Source organism: Ruegeria sp. HKCCSA071 (assembly GCF_017872555.1).
GTDB lineage: Bacteria > Pseudomonadota > Alphaproteobacteria > Rhodobacterales > Rhodobacteraceae > Ruegeria.
The window spans coordinates 42,319-57,455 of sequence record NZ_JAEDOX010000010.1; the positions used below are offsets into that span (position 1 = coordinate 42,319).

Here is a 15,137-nt window from a genome sequence, read left to right on the forward strand (position 1 = left end):
TACTGACCCGGTTCAGGCTTCGAGAGACCGGCGCAACATTTCCACGTCTTCAGCGATCTGACCGTCGGTCAGCTTCAGCTCTTCAATGCGCTTGACGCCATGCATGACCGTGGTGTGGTCGCGCCCGCCGAACCGACGACCGATCTCTGGCAGCGACCGGCTGGTCAGCTGCTTGCACAGATACATCGCCACCTGACGGGGGCGCGCGTAGGATCGCAGGCGCTTGGGACCGATGATATCAGACATGCGGATGTTGTAGTATTCGGATACTTTCCGCTGAATCTCTTCAACTGTGATCTTACGCTCGGATGCGCGCAGGACATCTGCCAGACAATCCTGCGTCAGCTCCATGTCGATCTCGCGTCCAACCAACGAGGCAAAGGCAAACAGACGTGTCAGAGCACCTTCCAGCACGCGGACATTGGTCGAGATACGATGAGCCAAAAATTCAAGGACGCCATCTGCAATCGTCAGGTCGGGATAGGAACTGCTATATTGCTGGACCTTGTTTTGAAGAATGCCCAGACGCAATTCATAGTCGGTCGGATGCAGGTCAACGACCAAACCACATTGAAGGCGGGACTTTACACGATCTTCCAGATCCTTGATTTCGCCCGGGGCGCGGTCAGCCGAGATGATGATCTGCTTGTTCTGATCCACCAGCGCATTGAACGTATGGAAAAACTCTTCCTGAGTAGAATCCTTTCCGGCAATGAACTGCACGTCATCGACCATCAACACATCGACCGAACGGAACAAATGTTTGAAATCCATCATCCGGCGTTCCCGCAGGGCCTGCACGAAGCGATACATGAACTGTTCGGCTGACAGGTACAGGACATTCAGTTCCGGATGCTTGGTTTTCAGCTCCCAGGCAATTGCGTGCATCAGGTGGGTCTTACCCAGACCCACTCCACCATACAGAACGAGCGGGTTGAATGTTACCGGGCCGCCTTCGGACACACGGCGCGCGGCAGCATGGGCCAGCTCGTTGGGTTTGCCCACCACGAAACTGTCAAAGGTGAACCGCGAATCCAGCGGCGCGGCCTGCAACGACTCCAAAGCGTTCTGCGCACTATCCGTAGCGACTGTGGGTACCGGCTCTGGCCGAGTTTCGGCGACCACCTTGGCTGCGGGCTTGGGGCGTGCGGGCGAGTTGGCGGCAACACGGAAATCCAGACGCTGAACGGTTTCCCCAGCCGTATTCAGCTCGTACAAGATAAGGTCCGCAAAATTCTGGCTGACGTAATTCCCCATAAAGTTCGTTGGCACGGAAAAAACCGCCACACCATCCTGCAGCTCTTTAAATTCCAGAGGCTCGATCCAAGTGGTGAAATTATTCCGACCGACGGCCTTCAGCAATTTGTTACGCAGTAGTCCCCATTTCTCTTGTGTCATTCAGCGCCTCACGCATCCCATTCTTATTGGCCTGTCGGCCTTATCATACGAAGCCGGTTGCCCGGTCTTGTATTCACACGCCCAAAGGAAACCTATCGCCAAACCTAACGGTTTGGCGGGATTGCCCCTGAAAGTTCGGTGCACCCGGATTTTCGACGCTCAACAATAAATGAGCGTCCCGAAACTCGGGCTGCACGTCACAATCTCAATTTTCAGACAGGGCCGAGAATCCCGGATAACCCGGACTTCGCGGCAAATCGGCAGCCCAGCTTGCGCCAGTCGTCGACGAATGTCTCCTGATCGATCTGATGCCCGTCAGTCCGATCGAGTAAACAGCCTGTCCCCCCAAGCGAGTGAATCGCTGACATCAGTGGTAGCAACTTGAAATGGGGCGCGGCAACGAAACTCTGATATTGACTCGGGTCTTTGGTCGAAAGAATCTCTCGGTTTCGTGAAGGCGCGGTATTCCGGCAACACGAAAAAAGGCGCCGCAATGCGCAGCGCCTTTGACATTAGTTCAGCCTTGCTGACTTGACCTAAGGTAACCCGCGAGCTTTAGCCCAGAGCTTTGACCCGGGCCGACAGGCGCGACATTTTACGCGCGGCAGTGTTCTTGTGGAACACGCCTTTGGTAACGCCGCGCATCAGCTCAGGCTGGGCGGCGCGCAGTGCTGCGGTTGCCGCATCTTTGTCACCGGATGCAATCGCTTCTTCGACTTTACGCAGATAGGTGCGGATGCGCGAACGACGCGCTTTGTTAACAGCGAAACGCTTTTCGTTCTGACGGGCGCGTTTCTTTGCCTGGGGCGAATTTGCCATGTATCTCTGACCTTCGTTCGGTACGGTTATCAAGGGTTGCGCGCCACGGACATATCCGCACCGGATCAGAAATCACGAGTGTGAGTCGGGCCAAGCGGGCCGCACGCGCATGTATTGCGGCGCTCAATACCTAACATTTCAAGGATTGCCAAGCCGATTCTTGGAACTCACAGACCCGGCAAAGAAAAGGCGGGCAACGCCCGCCTTTCATTAATCTCTTGCGATTTACTTGTCGCGAAACTGTGCAGCCCGCTTTTCAAGAAACGCCGCCATGCCCTCTTTCTGGTCTTCGGTGGCAAACATGGAATGGAAGACGCGGCGCTCAAACAGCATGCCTTCACTCAGCGGAAGCTCGTAACTGCGATTGACCGCTTCTTTTGCCGCAGCTGCCGTCAGCGCCGATTTCTCTGCTATTTTTTGCGCCGCACCGACGGCTTCGTCGATCAGTTTCTTGGCTGGTACGACCCGGCTGACCAAACCAGCGCGCTCGGCTTCGTCCGCGTCCATGAACCGACCGGTCAGGTTCATGTCCATCGCCTTGGACTTGCCGACAAAGCGCGTCAAACGCTGGGTGCCGCCCAACCCTGCTATTACGCCAAGGTTGATTTCAGGCTGACCGAATTTGGCAGTGTCCGCAGCAATGATGAAATCGCAGAGCATTGCCAACTCGCATCCCCCACCCAGAGCATAGCCCGCAACAGCAGCGATGATCGGTTTGCGAATCGCCGAAACCCGATCGTTTGCATCAGCAAAAAGGTTGGTGGTGTAGACATCTACAAAGCTCATCTCGGACATTTCCCGGATGTCCGCGCCAGCAGCAAAGGCCTTGTCCGATCCGGTGATGACGATGCAACGCACCTTGTCGTTGCTGTCCGCCTCTTCCAGCGCAGTACACAACTCACCCAGCAACTGGGAGTTCAGCGCATTCAACGCATCCGGTCTGTCGAGTTTGATTAGGGCGACGTGGTCTTCGATTTCGACGATGATCGTCTCAAAAGCCATGAGAAAAAAGCTTCCGGTTGTTCCGTTCAGTTACGAGTCCTTACCACGCGAATTCTCTGGATCAAGCTATCTTTGGCATTGCGCACAATAGAAGGATGAGCGACCGGACTGGGTGATTCTCTGGATCAGACCATTGCAACCCTCGGTCCGGCAGGGCTTTCCTTCGCGGCCGTAGACATCAAAGCTATGCTGAAAATATCCAAGTTCTCCATCGGCTTGCCGGAAATTCCGCAGGGATGATCCGCCTGCTTCGATCGCGTCCTGCAACACCTTCCGAATGATCGGAACCAGCGACGATACACGTGCCGCAGATATTTGCCCTGCTTTACGACGTGGCGACACCTTGCCGCGATAAAGCGCTTCGCAAACATAGATATTGCCCAACCCAGCAACGATTCCCTGATCCAGAAGGGCTGATTTGACAGGGGTATTCCTGCCTTTGAACGCTTCAATCAGGTGTTGCTCATGGAAATCATTGCCCAAGGGCTCCGGTCCCAGAACCGCCAGAAGCTTGTGATCCTCGGCCGTGGCTGTGGGCAGAAGGTCCATCGCCCCGAACCGGCGTGGATCGTTAAAGGTGATACGCGCCCCGTTGGCCATGTGAAAAACAACATGGTCATGTTTCTCAGCGGCCGGATGTTCGCGCAGGAAATGACCTAGTGGATCGCTTGACACCGTCATTCGCCCCGACATCCCCAGATGGATCAACAAGGTCTCGCCACTGCTGAGGTCGGCCAGGATGTATTTTGACCGCCGCCGCAACCGATCCACCCGCTGCCCGGTCAGCCGTTCTGCCATGCGTTCGGGAAATGGCCAGCGCAGATCCGGGCGATTCACATCCGCCCTTTCAATCTCGACCCCCTCCATCGCAAGGCTCAGGCCGCGTCTTACAGTCTCGACCTCGGGCAATTCTGGCATTACAGGGCTCCTATTCCAAAGGGCCGCATTGTGCCCCGCTCCCAGAGCCCTATAACAGAAGCGAAATTCGACAAACGGCAAGGCTTATGTCCGACAACAGCGACAACACCACTCATTTCGGGTTCGAAACCGTACGCGAGGCTGACAAGGCCGGGCGCGTGCAGGGCGTGTTCAACTCGGTCGCCTCGAAATATGACGTGATGAACGATGTCATGTCGATGGGTATCCACCGGGTCTGGAAAGATGCGATGATGGACTGGTTGGCGCCACGCCCCGATCAGCGTTTGCTGGATGTCGCAGGCGGAACCGGTGACATTTCCTTTCGCTTTCTGAAACGCGCAGGCTATGGCCATGCCACGGTTCTTGATCTGACAGAACCCATGCTGGTCGAAGGACGGCAACGCGCCGAAGCCGACCAGATGGCCGACAGCCTGAACTGGGTGGTGGGCGACGCTATGGCCCTGCCGTTCGAAGACAACACCTTTGATGTCTACACGATCTCGTTCGGCATCCGGAACGTGACCCGCCCGCAAGAGGCCCTGAACGAAGCCTTTCGCGTTCTGAAACCTGGTGGCCGCCTGATGGTGCTGGAGTTCAGTCAGCTTCCCAATGACGGGCTGCAAAAGCTCTATGACCTCTACAGCTTCAATGTCATTCCACGCATGGGAAAGCTGATCGCGAATGATTACGACAGCTATCAGTATCTGGTGGAGTCGATCCGCAAGTTCCCCGATCAGGAAACCTTCCTGAACATGGTCCGAACCGCTGGCTTCGAAAACGCGAAATTCCGCAATCTCAGCATGGGTATCGCCGCGCTGCATTCCGGCTGGAAGATCTGACGCATGCGCGGTCCCCACAACATCATCCGCCTGATCCGAACGGGCGCCACGCTTGAGCGCACCGGCGCCATGAATGTGGTCCTCGACGCGTTCGAGGCACCACGGGTTATCCGATTTCTTGCCCACGCTCTAGGCAAACCGTTTTGGTGGCTGGGTTACAAGGGCGACCCAAAGATGCCGCCTGCAACACGTGCGCTCACCGCCCTGGGCCCGGCCTACATCAAGTTTGGTCAGGTGCTTTCGACACGCCCGGATGTTGTAGGCGATGAACTGGCTGTGCAGCTTCGTGTTTTGCAAGACAAACTGCCACCGTTCTCAAAAGCCGAGGCTTTGGCCGAAGTAGAAAGGGAACTGGGGCAACCTGTTGCCGAGATATTCAGCGAATTCAGTGAACCCATAGCTGCCGCCTCGATCGCACAGGTCCACAAGGCCAAGCTTGCGAGCACCGGAGAAGACGTGGCCGTCAAAGTCCTGCGTCCCAATATCGAACGCGCCTTTCGCAAGGATGTAGATGCGTTCTACTTCGCCGCCCGCATCGTCGATTTGTTTGCGCCCGGAGCCCGCCGATTGCGCCCGATGGAGGTCATTGAACATTTCGATGGCGTTGTACGGGGTGAACTGGATCTGCGTCTGGAAAGCGCTGCTGCCTCGGAATACGCGGCCAACACAAAAGACGACACAGGGTTCTGGCTGCCGCCCGTATTGTGGTCACTGTCGGCACGACGCGTGATGACACTCAGCTGGGCCGACGGTATTCCATTGGGTGAAAACGACGCGCTCGATGCCGCCGGCCACAACCGCCGTGATCTGGCGGAACGTGTGCTGCGCCTGTTCCTTCTTCACGCCCTGCGCGACGGCTATTTCCACGCCGATATGCATCAGGGCAACCTCAAGGTCGCCGCCAACGGTGATATCATCGCTTATGATTACGGTATCATGGGCCATATCGACGAATACACGCGCCGGGTCTATGCCGAGATACTGTTCGGCTTCATCCGCCGCGACTATAAGCGCGTGGCCGAAGTGCATTTCGAAGCCGGTTACGTTCCCGCACATCAGGACGTCGACGAATTCGCCCGCGCCCTGCGTGCGGTTGGCGAACCGATCTTCGGCATGGATGCCTCGCATATTTCGATGGGCCGTTTGCTAAGCTATCTGTTCGAAGTGACAGAGCGTTTTGGCATGGAAACCCGAACCGAGCTGATCCTTCTTCAGCGCACGATGGTCGTGGTTGAAGGCGTAGCCCGGTCTCTGGATGACCACATCAATATCTGGGAAGTTGCCCGCCCCGTGGTCGAAGATTACATCAAACAATCCATCGGCCCGCGCGCCGCGCTTCGTGACTTTGCCAAAACAGCTTTGGTTCTGGCGCGCTTTGGCCCACGACTGCCGACGCTGGTCGAAGATGCATTGATTGCGCAGACACACAAAGATGAGCCGGATAATCCCGGACTGATGCAAAAAGTATTGCCCGCCGCTATCGGCGCTTTTGTCGGCGCAGCTGCTGTTTTGTTGATCGCCACACTCGGTTGATTGTGATCCGCAGCTTCATCTGGCTGAAAATAACCTCGGGGGGAATCGCGCCTTGCGCGATGGGGGGCAGACAGCCCCCCTTTGCCCAGACCCGGATCAGAGCCGCTCGATGGCAATGGCGATCCCCTGACCGCCACCGATACACATGGTGATCAACCCTTTTGATCCGCCTGTGCGCTCCAACTCGTAAAGCGTCTTCATGGTAATGATGGCGCCCGTCGCGCCTACAGGGTGCCCCAGCGCTATCGCGCCTCCATTCGGGTTCACTTTCGCTGCATCCAACCCAAGCTCCTGGTTGACGGCCAGCGCCTGCGCGGCAAATGCTTCGTTGCTTTCGATCACTTCGAAATCTTCCGCCGACAAACCCGTCTTTTTGAACAGGTTCTGAACGGCCGGTACCGGGCCAATACCCATGACTTCGGGGCGCACGCCAGCATGTGCATATCCGATCACACGCGCTTTTGGCTTCAATCCGGCCTTTTCCGCCGCGCCCGCCGTTGCCAGAACCATCGCCGCCGCGCCGTCGTTGATGCCCGAGGCATTGCCCGCCGTCACACGCCCATCTTTTTTGAACACCGGTCGCAACCCGGCCAACGCATCGGCTGTCGTCGCCTTTGGATGCTCATCAACTTTGAAATCCACAATGTCACGCTTGACCTTCACCTGAACGGGCACGATCTGGCTTTCGAAATATCCGGCTTCAATTGCAGCTGCCGCGCGGGTCTGGCTAGTCAGGGCGAAGTCGTCCATCTGTTCACGACTGATCTGGTGTTCATCGGCAACGTTCTCGGCCGTCACGCCCATGTGCCCTGTGCCAAAGGGGCAGTTCAATGCACCCAGCATCATGTCCAGCGATGTGACATCACCCATTTTCGCGCCCCAGCGCGCCTGTGGAACAATGTAAGGGCTGCGCGACATGCTTTCTGCGCCACCTGCCACGGCGAAATCGGCATCGCCAAGCATCAAGGATTGCACTGCTGACACGATCGCCTGTGCCCCCGAACCGCACAGCCGATTTACATTCATCGCAGGGGTGCCGTTCGGAATTCCGGCCTGCATCGCGGCCACGCGCGACAGGTACATGTCCCGAGGTTCGGTGTTGATGACATGGCCAAATACAACATGCCCGATCTGAGCACCTTCTACCCCAGACCGCTCCAAGGCGGTTTCGGTGACCACCGTCGCCAGATCAATGGGCGCGGTTGACGCAAGTGCGCCACCGAAAGTTCCAATCGCGGTGCGCGCACCATCCAGCAATACGATGTCTGTCATGTCTTTCTCCTCTTGGAATCGTCGTCAGTATGCACACGCAGCATTATTCTGTCCTATAGGACGTGCCGTCACGGATGGAATTGACAAGCGAGGTCCCAATACGCATGGATTCCGTCATGACGGAGAACACAGACGATATCCTGAACCTTTTGCCCGCCCGCCTGAAAGAAGCACGACGGGCCAAAGGACTGTCGCTGGAAGCAGTCGCAAACCTCAGTGGCGTATCCAGATCCATGGTTAGCCAGATCGAACGCGGGGAAAGCAGCCCAACGATCTCGACCCTCTGGAACCTGACACGTGCGCTACAGGTGGATTTTGCCGGTCTTCTGGAAGGTTCAAAAGCCAGCGATCAAATCGAGGTGCTGCGCGCGTCCGAGGTGCCCAGCATCGACAATATGGGGCAGAACTGTCGCATTCGCATCCTGTCCCCACCGGAAGAGGCCGGAGGTCATGAGGTTTATGATATCGAGTTCGACACAGGCGGGGCCTTGAACAGTCAGCCCCATGCGCGCGGCGCGCACGAACAGCTGACAGTGCTGGAAGGCACCGTCAAGGTTACATCGGGCAGTGCCGTTTCGGAACTGAGCCAAGGGGACACCGCCCGCTATGCCGCGGATATCGTGCATTCCATCTCGGCCAAAGAACCTGCGCGGGTGTTTTTGATCGTAAAGAACGCCTGACATCAGCAATTTTCCGCCTTCACGGAAATTTTTCCTGTATATTGAAATTCCCCTATTTGGGAAATTCATCCGCTATGTTAGATGTGCGACTCAGTTGAACGGAGGTCGCCATGGCAGATGCATTCCTGTCCCACATCACGGACACACTCGCGCAGATCGAATCCGAAGGGCTGTACAAGCGCGAACGAATGATCACCTCGCCTCAGGGCGGTGAGATTACGGTGGGCGGAAAACGGGTGATCAACCTGTGCGCCAACAACTATCTGGGTCTTGCGGATCACCCCGCGCTGATCGAGGCCGCAACCAATGCGATGGGTCCGAAGGGTTTCGGCATGGCCTCGGTCCGGTTCATTTGCGGGACGCAGGATATTCACCGTGAACTGGAACAGCGGTTGGCCAAGTTCCTGAACAAGGACGATGCGATCCTGTTCGCGGCCTGTTTTGATGCCAATGGCGGGCTGTTCGAACCGTTGCTGGGGCCTGAAGATGCCATCATTTCGGACAGTCTGAACCACGCCTCTATCATTGACGGGGTGCGGCTGTGCAAGGCCAAGCGCTATCGCTATCTGAACAATGACATGAATGACCTTGAAGCGTGGCTGAAGCAGGCGCGCGAGGATGGCGCGCGTCATATCATGATCGCAACCGATGGCGTGTTCTCGATGGATGGCTATTTGGCCAACTTGCCGAAAATTCGCGAACTGGCTGATAAATACGATGCCATCGTCATGGTCGATGATTGCCATGCAACAGGCTTCATGGGGCCGCGCGGCGCCGGAACACCGGATCACTTTGGTGTTGATGTCGACATTCTGACAGGAACTTTGGGCAAGGCACTTGGGGGGGCAATCGGCGGCTACATCGCCGGGCCGCAGCCAGTGATCGACCTGCTGCGGCAGCGGGCGCGGCCCTATCTGTTCTCGAATTCGCTGCCGCCATCCATCGTCGCCGCAGGGCTTGAGGCAATCCACCTGGTCGAAGAGGGCGACATTCTACGCGCGCAGTTGTTCGGAAACGCAAAGTACTGGCGTGCCGGTCTGGAAAAGCTTGGTTTTGATCTGTTGCCCGGTGAACATCCGATTATCCCTGTCATGCTGGGCGATGCAACGCTGGCACAAGAGATGGCCGCCAAGCTGTTTGATGAGGGCGTGTATGTCTCGGGCTTCTTCTTTCCTGTTGTTCCCCGCGGACAGGCGCGGATCAGAACGCAGATGAACGCTGCCCTGACGCGGGACGAACTGGACCGCGCGTTGGCGGCCTTTGGCAGGGTCGGCAAGGAACTGGGGGTGATTTGATGCGACCCAACACGATGAAAGCGCTGGAAAAGTCGAAACCCGAAGAAGGGTTGTGGATGGTACAGGCCCCGGTTCCCGAAATTGGGCCTGATGAGGTGCTGATCAAGATCAACAAGACCGGAATTTGCGGTACCGACATTCACATCTGGAACTGGGATGAGTGGGCCTCTCACACCGTTCCGGTTCCGATGATCACTGGTCATGAGTTCGCCGGGGAAATCGTCGAGATTGGGCGCAACGTCACCGGTCTGGATGTTGGGCAGCGCTGTTCCGGCGAAGGGCATCTGATCGGCACTGAAAGCCGTCAAAGCCGAGCCGGCAAGTTTCACCTCGACCCCGGCACGCGCGGGATCGGGGTGAACGAACAGGGTGCGTTTGCGCAATACCTGAAACTGCCTGCTTTCAACGTTGTTCCCCTGCCGGACGATATCCCGGATGAGATCGGGGCAATCCTTGATCCGCTGGGCAATGCTGTACACACCGCGCTAAGCTTTGACCTTCTGGGCGAGGACGTCCTGATCACCGGCGCAGGACCCATCGGCATCATGGCGGCCGCCGTTGCCCGCCATGCAGGTGCCCGCAATGTTGTGATTACGGACATTAACGCTGAACGATTGAAACTGGCTGAACATGTGGTGCCGTCGGTGCGGACCGTTGATGTTTCCAAACAAGATTTGCACGACATCATCGCACAGCTTGGAATGAAAGAAGGCTTTGATGTGGGGCTTGAAATGTCCGGCTCACAAGCCGCGCTGGACCAGATGGTCGAAGCGCTTGTGATGGGTGGGAAAATCGCCTTGCTGGGGATACCGCCGGGGAAATCTCCGGTCGACTGGTCGCGCATCGTTTTCAAGGCGATCACAATCAAGGGCGTCTATGGTCGCGAGATGTTCGAGACCTGGTACAAGATGATCGCCATGCTGCAAAACGGTTTGGATGTGTCCCGCGTGATCACGCATCGCTTTGCGGTTGATGATTTCTCGGATGGTTTCGCCGCGATGAAATCAGGCCTCTCTGGCAAGGTTGTCCTTGACTGGACCTAACCCGCTGGAAAGTTACGAACTCAACGCCTAGACAGGTGCAAGGATCGCACAAGGGAGGCATGAGATGGGCGAGAACAAAGACGATCGTCTGTTGCAAAGAGGTGTCGAAGACACTCTGGTCACTGATTTCGCCGAGACACATCGCAAAAGCTATGGAGATTTTCTGCAACTCAAAACACTGCTGAACCTGCAAAAGACCTTTCAGGACCCCGCGCAGCCGGACGAGATGCTGTTCATTATCATCCATCAGGTTAGCGAACTGTGGCTGAAACTGATGCATCACCAACTGGTCGAGGTGCGCCGTTTTTTGCAACAGGATGAATTTGGCCCAGCGATGAAAAACCTCGACCGCATCAAGGCCATTCAGCGGCAGCTGATTGCGGCCTGGGAAACCCTTCTGACCATGACGCCTGCCGACTATTTAACGTTTCGGCAGGCACTGGGCAGCTCGTCAGGGTTTCAGAGCTACGGGTATCGGCAGATTGAGTTCATTCTCGGCAACAAGGATGCGTCAACACTGAAGGTCCATGCGCATGACCCAGAGGTGATGGAGATGCTGAATGCCGCTCTGACCAAACCGTCGCTTTATGACGAAGTGTTGCACATGCTGGCCCGTCAAGGGTTCGACGTGCCCAAGGATCTGATCGAACGCGATTACGCCCAACCCTATTGCGGCGATTCGCGCGTGGTACAAATCTGGGTCGAGGTATTCCGCAACACTGAAAAATACTGGGATCTTTATGCTTTGGCCGAAAAACTGATGGATGTGGAAAGCCTGTTTCAACGCTGGCGCTTTGATCATGCCACCGCAGTTGAGCGCGTGATCGGGATGCAACCCGGCACTGGTGGCTCAAGCGGCGTGGCCTTTTTGCGAAAGGCGCTAGAGCTGCGGTTCTTTCACGACCTTTACGACGTGCGTACGGAATTGATGTATAGCGGGCAGACCTAAGACATGCTGTATCGAGGATTTTCGCAATCCGATCTGGAGCGGGAGTATTCCCCCAGCACAATGATCGGCGGCGACCTGAGCCCTTATCTTGCCGGTTATAAAGCACTGAGCGCTCGGGCGCGGGCCGACTTTCCGGTACGGGAAAATCTGGCTTATGGTGATAGCCCCCTACAAGTTCTGGATTTCTTTCCCGCTCGCGATGACAAGGCACCTCTTCACGTTTTCATTCACGGCGGGTACTGGCAGGCGCTCAGCCAGAATGAATCGTCTCTGATGGCACCGGGTCTGGTAGAACACGGGCAAGCTTTTGCGACTGTGAACTATACGCTGGCACCCGATGCCCGGATTGGTGACATGATCGACGAATGCCGTGACGCGTTGCTGTGGCTGGCGGCCCAGGCGGAGGAGCTGGGGTTCGATCCGTCGCGGATCACCTTGTCAGGTCACAGTGCAGGCGCGCATCTGGCGGCGATGGTAATGGCAACCTCATCAGATGCACTTGCCAAAGCGGGGCTTCGGGTGCGGGATGTGATTCTGATCAGCGGTATATACGACCTGGAACCGATCAGCCTGATGTCGGTGAACGATCCGCTGCAATTGACGCCGGTCGAGGTCAACGATCTGTCACCTATCCGCAATCTGCCCCGGCCCGGTCCTCGATACCACGTTTCGGTAGCCGAACGGGATACGGGTGAGTTCATTCGCCAAAGCCGCGACTATGCCGAAAGGCTGCGAAAGGCCGGACACCCGGTTAGTTTTACGCTCGCGCAAGGAATGCATCATTTCGATATAATCATGCATTCAGCTACATTTCTGCGTCGGACAAAATAAGAGCTTCGTCAAAAGAAAACAGCGGCCTGAGGGGGCCGCTGTTTTTCGTTTTCATCTTTTGCCGGGTTAGTCCAGCGTGCGGGTGACTTCTTCGCGCTCGAAGATTTCGATCACGTCGCCTGCGCGAATGTCATCGTAGTTCTCGAATGCCATACCACATTCCTGACCCGACTGAACCTCGGCCACTTCATCCTTGAAACGCTTCAGCGTCTTTAGCGTTCCTTCGTGAATCACCACGTTGTCGCGCAGCAAGCGGACACCGGCGGAACGACGCGCCACGCCTTCGGTGACCAGACAGCCAGCAACCTTGCCAACGCCGGTAACCTTGAAGACTTCGCGAATCTCGGCGTAGCCAATGAACTTCTCGCGAATTTCGGCGCTCAACAGGCCGGATGCGGCTGCTTTCACGTCGTCTACGAGGTCATAGATCACCGAGTAATAGCGAATCTCGACGCCCTTCTGGTTTGCGGTATTCCGTGCCGAGGCATTTGCCCGAACGTTGAAGCCAAAGATCGGAGCTCCAGACGCTTCGGCCAGACCGACATCCGTTTCAGTAATGGCACCAACACCCGAATGCAGAACGCGCACGCGTACTTCTTCGTTGCCGATCTTCTCCATCGCCTGAACGATGGCTTCCGCCGAACCCTGAACATCTGCTTTCATCAGAATAGGCAGCTCGGTGACGTTTTCGTCTTCCTTGGCCTTCTGCATCAACTGCTCAAGGGTCGTTGCGGCACCGGCGGCGGCGCGTTTGTCCTTAGCGGCCTGTTCACGGTAGGCGGCGATCTCACGGGCCTGTGCTTCGGTTTCGGTCACGTTCAGAACATCGCCTGCTTCAGGCGTACCATTCAGACCAAGAACCTCAACGGGAACCGACGGGCCAGCCTCCTTGACGCGCTCACCCTTGTCGTTGATCAGCGCGCGGACTTTACCATACTGCTCACCCACGACAAAGATATCGCCCTGACGCAATGTACCGTTCTGAACCAGAACCGTTGCGACCGGACCGCGGCCCACGTCCAGCTGTGCCTCGATCACGGCACCTTGGGCAGCGCGATCAGGGTTGGCTTTCAGTTCCAGAATCTCGGCCTGCAATGCGATGGCTTCCAGCAGCTCGTCCAGACCCTGACCGGTGATGGCAGACACTTCTACGTCCTGAACCTCACCCGACATTTTCTCGACGATCACTTCGTGTTGCAGCAGATCGGTGCGCACCTTGTCCGGATTTGCATCATGCTTGTCGATCTTGTTGATCGCCACGATCATCGGCACCTTGGCTGCCTTCGCGTGATTGATCGCCTCAATGGTCTGCGGCATGACCGCGTCATCGGCAGCGACAACCAGAACCACGATATCCGTCACTTGGGCACCACGCGAGCGCATCGAGGTGAAAGCCGCGTGGCCGGGTGTATCCAGGAAGGTCAGCGTCGAGCCACCATCCGTTTTCACCTGATAGGCGCCGATATGCTGGGTGATGCCACCGGCCTCACCAGCCACAACTCGGGCATCACGGATTGCATCCAGCAGCGAAGTTTTCCCGTGGTCGACGTGACCCATGATGGTGATGACGGGTGGACGGGGCTTCAGATCGTCCTCGCTGTCTTCGATCTCTTTGATGACGTCTTCGACATCCGAATCAGAGACGCGCGTGACCTTATGGCCGAATTCTTCAATGATAAGCTCGGCAGTATCGGCATCGATGGTCTGGTTCTGCGTGACCATCATACCCATCTGCATCAGCGATTTGACCACGTCAGCCACACGCTCGGCCATACGGTTGGCCAGTTCCGAGACCATGATTGCCTCAGGCAGTTGTACGTCGCGGATCACCTTTTCCCGCTCGACCGAACCGCCCATGGCTTTCTGACGAGCGCGTTCCTGCTTGCGCTTCATCGCTGCCATCGACCGTTGGCGGCTGCCTTCGTCACCGGTGGCCTGACCCAGTGTCAGCTTGCCGGAACGACGGTTGTCTTCGCGACCCTTGCCACGACCGCGCTGTTCGCGTTCGCGATCCTGCTTGCGAGGTGCGGCAGCAGGCGCAGGTTTGCTGGCCGGGTTGCGCGAAGCTTTGGCTTCTTCCGGAGCTGGCGCCGCAGCAGCAACAGCAGCACGCTTGGCTTCTTCTTCAGCCTCCAGGCGCTTGCGCTCTTCGTCTTCGGCTTTCTGACGTGCGCGCTCTTCGGCTTCACGCTGCTCGCGCTCTTTCGCTTCCTGTTCCGCGCGGCGGCGCACACGCTCTTCTTCGCGCGCCTTTTCAGCGGCTTCGCGTTCAGCGGCCTCTTCGACCTCGCGGGCTTTTGCAGCCTGCAAAGCCTTCATACGGCGCGCCATTTCCGCGTCGGAAATACCTGCGGGGCGACGCGACGGATCACCCGAAGGTGCGGCACCGCCACCCGGCTTTGCCGCGCCCGGCTTGGGGACCACCACGCGTTTGCGTTTGGTTTCCACCACGACATTCTTGGTGCGTCCGTGGCTGAAACTCTGTTTCACATTTCCGGGGCGTGCCCCGCCACGTAGACCCAATGTCTTTTTGCCGTCACTATCGCTCATAAAGCTTC

The 15,137-nt window shown here is 57.1% G+C and carries 13 protein-coding genes; 7 read left to right on the plus strand and 6 right to left on the minus strand.

Annotation, left to right across the window (positions count from 1 at the left end; all coding sequences use genetic code 11):
• Window positions 1-12 precede the first annotated feature (12 nt).
• The 4 genes from dnaA to mutM form a co-directional block, all read right to left on the minus strand.
• Window positions 13-1,398 carry a chromosomal replication initiator protein DnaA gene (dnaA, locus tag I9188_RS16095; protein WP_209507181.1) on the minus strand — a complete coding sequence of 462 codons (1,386 nt, stop codon included), beginning with the start codon at window positions 1,396-1,398 and terminating at the stop codon, window positions 13-15.
• Between the two features lie 555 nt (window positions 1,399-1,953).
• Window positions 1,954-2,217 (minus strand): 30S ribosomal protein S20, encoded by a 264-nt coding sequence (gene rpsT / locus I9188_RS16100; protein ID WP_039541017.1) that lies wholly within the window; start codon window positions 2,215-2,217, stop codon window positions 1,954-1,956.
• Window positions 2,218-2,442: 225 nt separating this feature from the next.
• Window positions 2,443-3,219 carry an enoyl-CoA hydratase gene (locus tag I9188_RS16105; RefSeq protein ID WP_209507182.1) on the minus strand — a complete coding sequence of 259 codons (777 nt, stop codon included), beginning with the start codon at window positions 3,217-3,219 and terminating at the stop codon, window positions 2,443-2,445.
• A gap of 66 nt (window positions 3,220-3,285) precedes the next feature.
• Complete coding sequence (mutM, locus tag I9188_RS16110; protein ID WP_209507183.1) at window positions 3,286-4,137, minus strand: bifunctional DNA-formamidopyrimidine glycosylase/DNA-(apurinic or apyrimidinic site) lyase; 852 nt, start codon at window positions 4,135-4,137, stop codon at window positions 3,286-3,288.
• A gap of 86 nt (window positions 4,138-4,223) precedes the next feature.
• Between mutM and ubiE the strand changes: the two genes are divergently transcribed.
• Together ubiE and ubiB are read left to right on the plus strand one after the other, a co-directional pair.
• Window positions 4,224-4,976 (plus strand): bifunctional demethylmenaquinone methyltransferase/2-methoxy-6-polyprenyl-1,4-benzoquinol methylase UbiE, encoded by a 753-nt coding sequence (gene ubiE, locus I9188_RS16115; protein ID WP_209507184.1) that lies wholly within the window; start codon window positions 4,224-4,226, stop codon window positions 4,974-4,976.
• A 3-nt stretch (window positions 4,977-4,979) separates the two neighbouring features.
• A complete protein-coding gene (ubiB, locus tag I9188_RS16120) occupies window positions 4,980-6,509 on the plus strand; it encodes a 2-polyprenylphenol 6-hydroxylase (protein ID WP_209507185.1) in 1,530 nt (509 codons plus the stop codon).
• Between the two features lie 96 nt (window positions 6,510-6,605).
• On the opposite strand, the gene I9188_RS16125 is transcribed toward ubiB, so the two are convergent.
• The gene (locus I9188_RS16125) at window positions 6,606-7,781 is read right to left on the minus strand and encodes an acetyl-CoA C-acyltransferase family protein (RefSeq protein ID WP_209599679.1); all 1,176 of its coding nucleotides are present in this window, start codon (window positions 7,779-7,781) and stop codon (window positions 6,606-6,608) included.
• Between the two features lie 116 nt (window positions 7,782-7,897).
• Here I9188_RS16125 and I9188_RS16130 point away from each other — a divergent pair, with 116 nt between their 5' ends.
• The 5 genes from I9188_RS16130 (at window position 7,898) to I9188_RS16150 (ending at window position 12,579) form a co-directional block, all read left to right on the plus strand.
• On the plus strand, window positions 7,898-8,461 hold the full coding sequence (locus I9188_RS16130; RefSeq protein WP_209507187.1) for an XRE family transcriptional regulator: 564 nt from the start codon (window positions 7,898-7,900) through the stop codon (window positions 8,459-8,461).
• A gap of 110 nt (window positions 8,462-8,571) precedes the next feature.
• On the plus strand, window positions 8,572-9,756 hold the full coding sequence (locus I9188_RS16135; protein WP_209507188.1) for a glycine C-acetyltransferase: 1,185 nt from the start codon (window positions 8,572-8,574) through the stop codon (window positions 9,754-9,756).
• A 14-nt stretch (window positions 9,757-9,770) separates the two neighbouring features.
• Complete coding sequence (gene tdh / locus I9188_RS16140) at window positions 9,771-10,799, plus strand: L-threonine 3-dehydrogenase (protein WP_209507272.1); 1,029 nt, start codon at window positions 9,771-9,773, stop codon at window positions 10,797-10,799.
• Between the two features lie 64 nt (window positions 10,800-10,863).
• The gene (locus I9188_RS16145) at window positions 10,864-11,748 is read left to right on the plus strand and encodes a tryptophan 2,3-dioxygenase family protein (protein ID WP_209507189.1); all 885 of its coding nucleotides are present in this window, start codon (window positions 10,864-10,866) and stop codon (window positions 11,746-11,748) included.
• Window positions 11,749-11,751: 3 nt separating this feature from the next.
• The gene (locus tag I9188_RS16150) at window positions 11,752-12,579 is read left to right on the plus strand and encodes an alpha/beta hydrolase (RefSeq protein ID WP_209507190.1); all 828 of its coding nucleotides are present in this window, start codon (window positions 11,752-11,754) and stop codon (window positions 12,577-12,579) included.
• Between the two features lie 66 nt (window positions 12,580-12,645).
• Here I9188_RS16150 and infB read toward each other — a convergent pair whose 3' ends face one another.
• On the minus strand, window positions 12,646-15,129 hold the full coding sequence (gene infB / locus I9188_RS16155) for a translation initiation factor IF-2 (RefSeq protein ID WP_209507191.1): 2,484 nt from the start codon (window positions 15,127-15,129) through the stop codon (window positions 12,646-12,648).
• Between the last annotated feature and the right edge of the window lie 8 nt (window positions 15,130-15,137).

Coding starts and splice junctions, on each gene's coding strand:
- dnaA (WP_209507181.1), bottom strand. CDS start 1,398: ATGACACAAGAGAAATGGGGACTACTGCGTAACAAATTGCTGAAGGCC.
- rpsT (WP_039541017.1), bottom strand. CDS start 2,217: ATGGCAAATTCGCCCCAGGCAAAGAAACGCGCCCGTCAGAACGAAAAG.
- I9188_RS16105 (WP_209507182.1), bottom strand. CDS start 3,219: ATGGCTTTTGAGACGATCATCGTCGAAATCGAAGACCACGTCGCCCTA.
- mutM (WP_209507183.1), bottom strand. CDS start 4,137: ATGCCAGAATTGCCCGAGGTCGAGACTGTAAGACGCGGCCTGAGCCTT.
- ubiE (WP_209507184.1), top strand. CDS start 4,224: ATGTCCGACAACAGCGACAACACCACTCATTTCGGGTTCGAAACCGTA.
- ubiB (WP_209507185.1), top strand. CDS start 4,980: ATGCGCGGTCCCCACAACATCATCCGCCTGATCCGAACGGGCGCCACG.
- I9188_RS16125 (WP_209599679.1), bottom strand. CDS start 7,781: ATGACAGACATCGTATTGCTGGATGGTGCGCGCACCGCGATTGGAACT.
- I9188_RS16130 (WP_209507187.1), top strand. CDS start 7,898: ATGACGGAGAACACAGACGATATCCTGAACCTTTTGCCCGCCCGCCTG.
- I9188_RS16135 (WP_209507188.1), top strand. CDS start 8,572: ATGGCAGATGCATTCCTGTCCCACATCACGGACACACTCGCGCAGATC.
- tdh (WP_209507272.1), top strand. CDS start 9,771: ATGAAAGCGCTGGAAAAGTCGAAACCCGAAGAAGGGTTGTGGATGGTA.
- I9188_RS16145 (WP_209507189.1), top strand. CDS start 10,864: ATGGGCGAGAACAAAGACGATCGTCTGTTGCAAAGAGGTGTCGAAGAC.
- I9188_RS16150 (WP_209507190.1), top strand. CDS start 11,752: ATGCTGTATCGAGGATTTTCGCAATCCGATCTGGAGCGGGAGTATTCC.
- infB (WP_209507191.1), bottom strand. CDS start 15,129: ATGAGCGATAGTGACGGCAAAAAGACATTGGGTCTACGTGGCGGGGCA.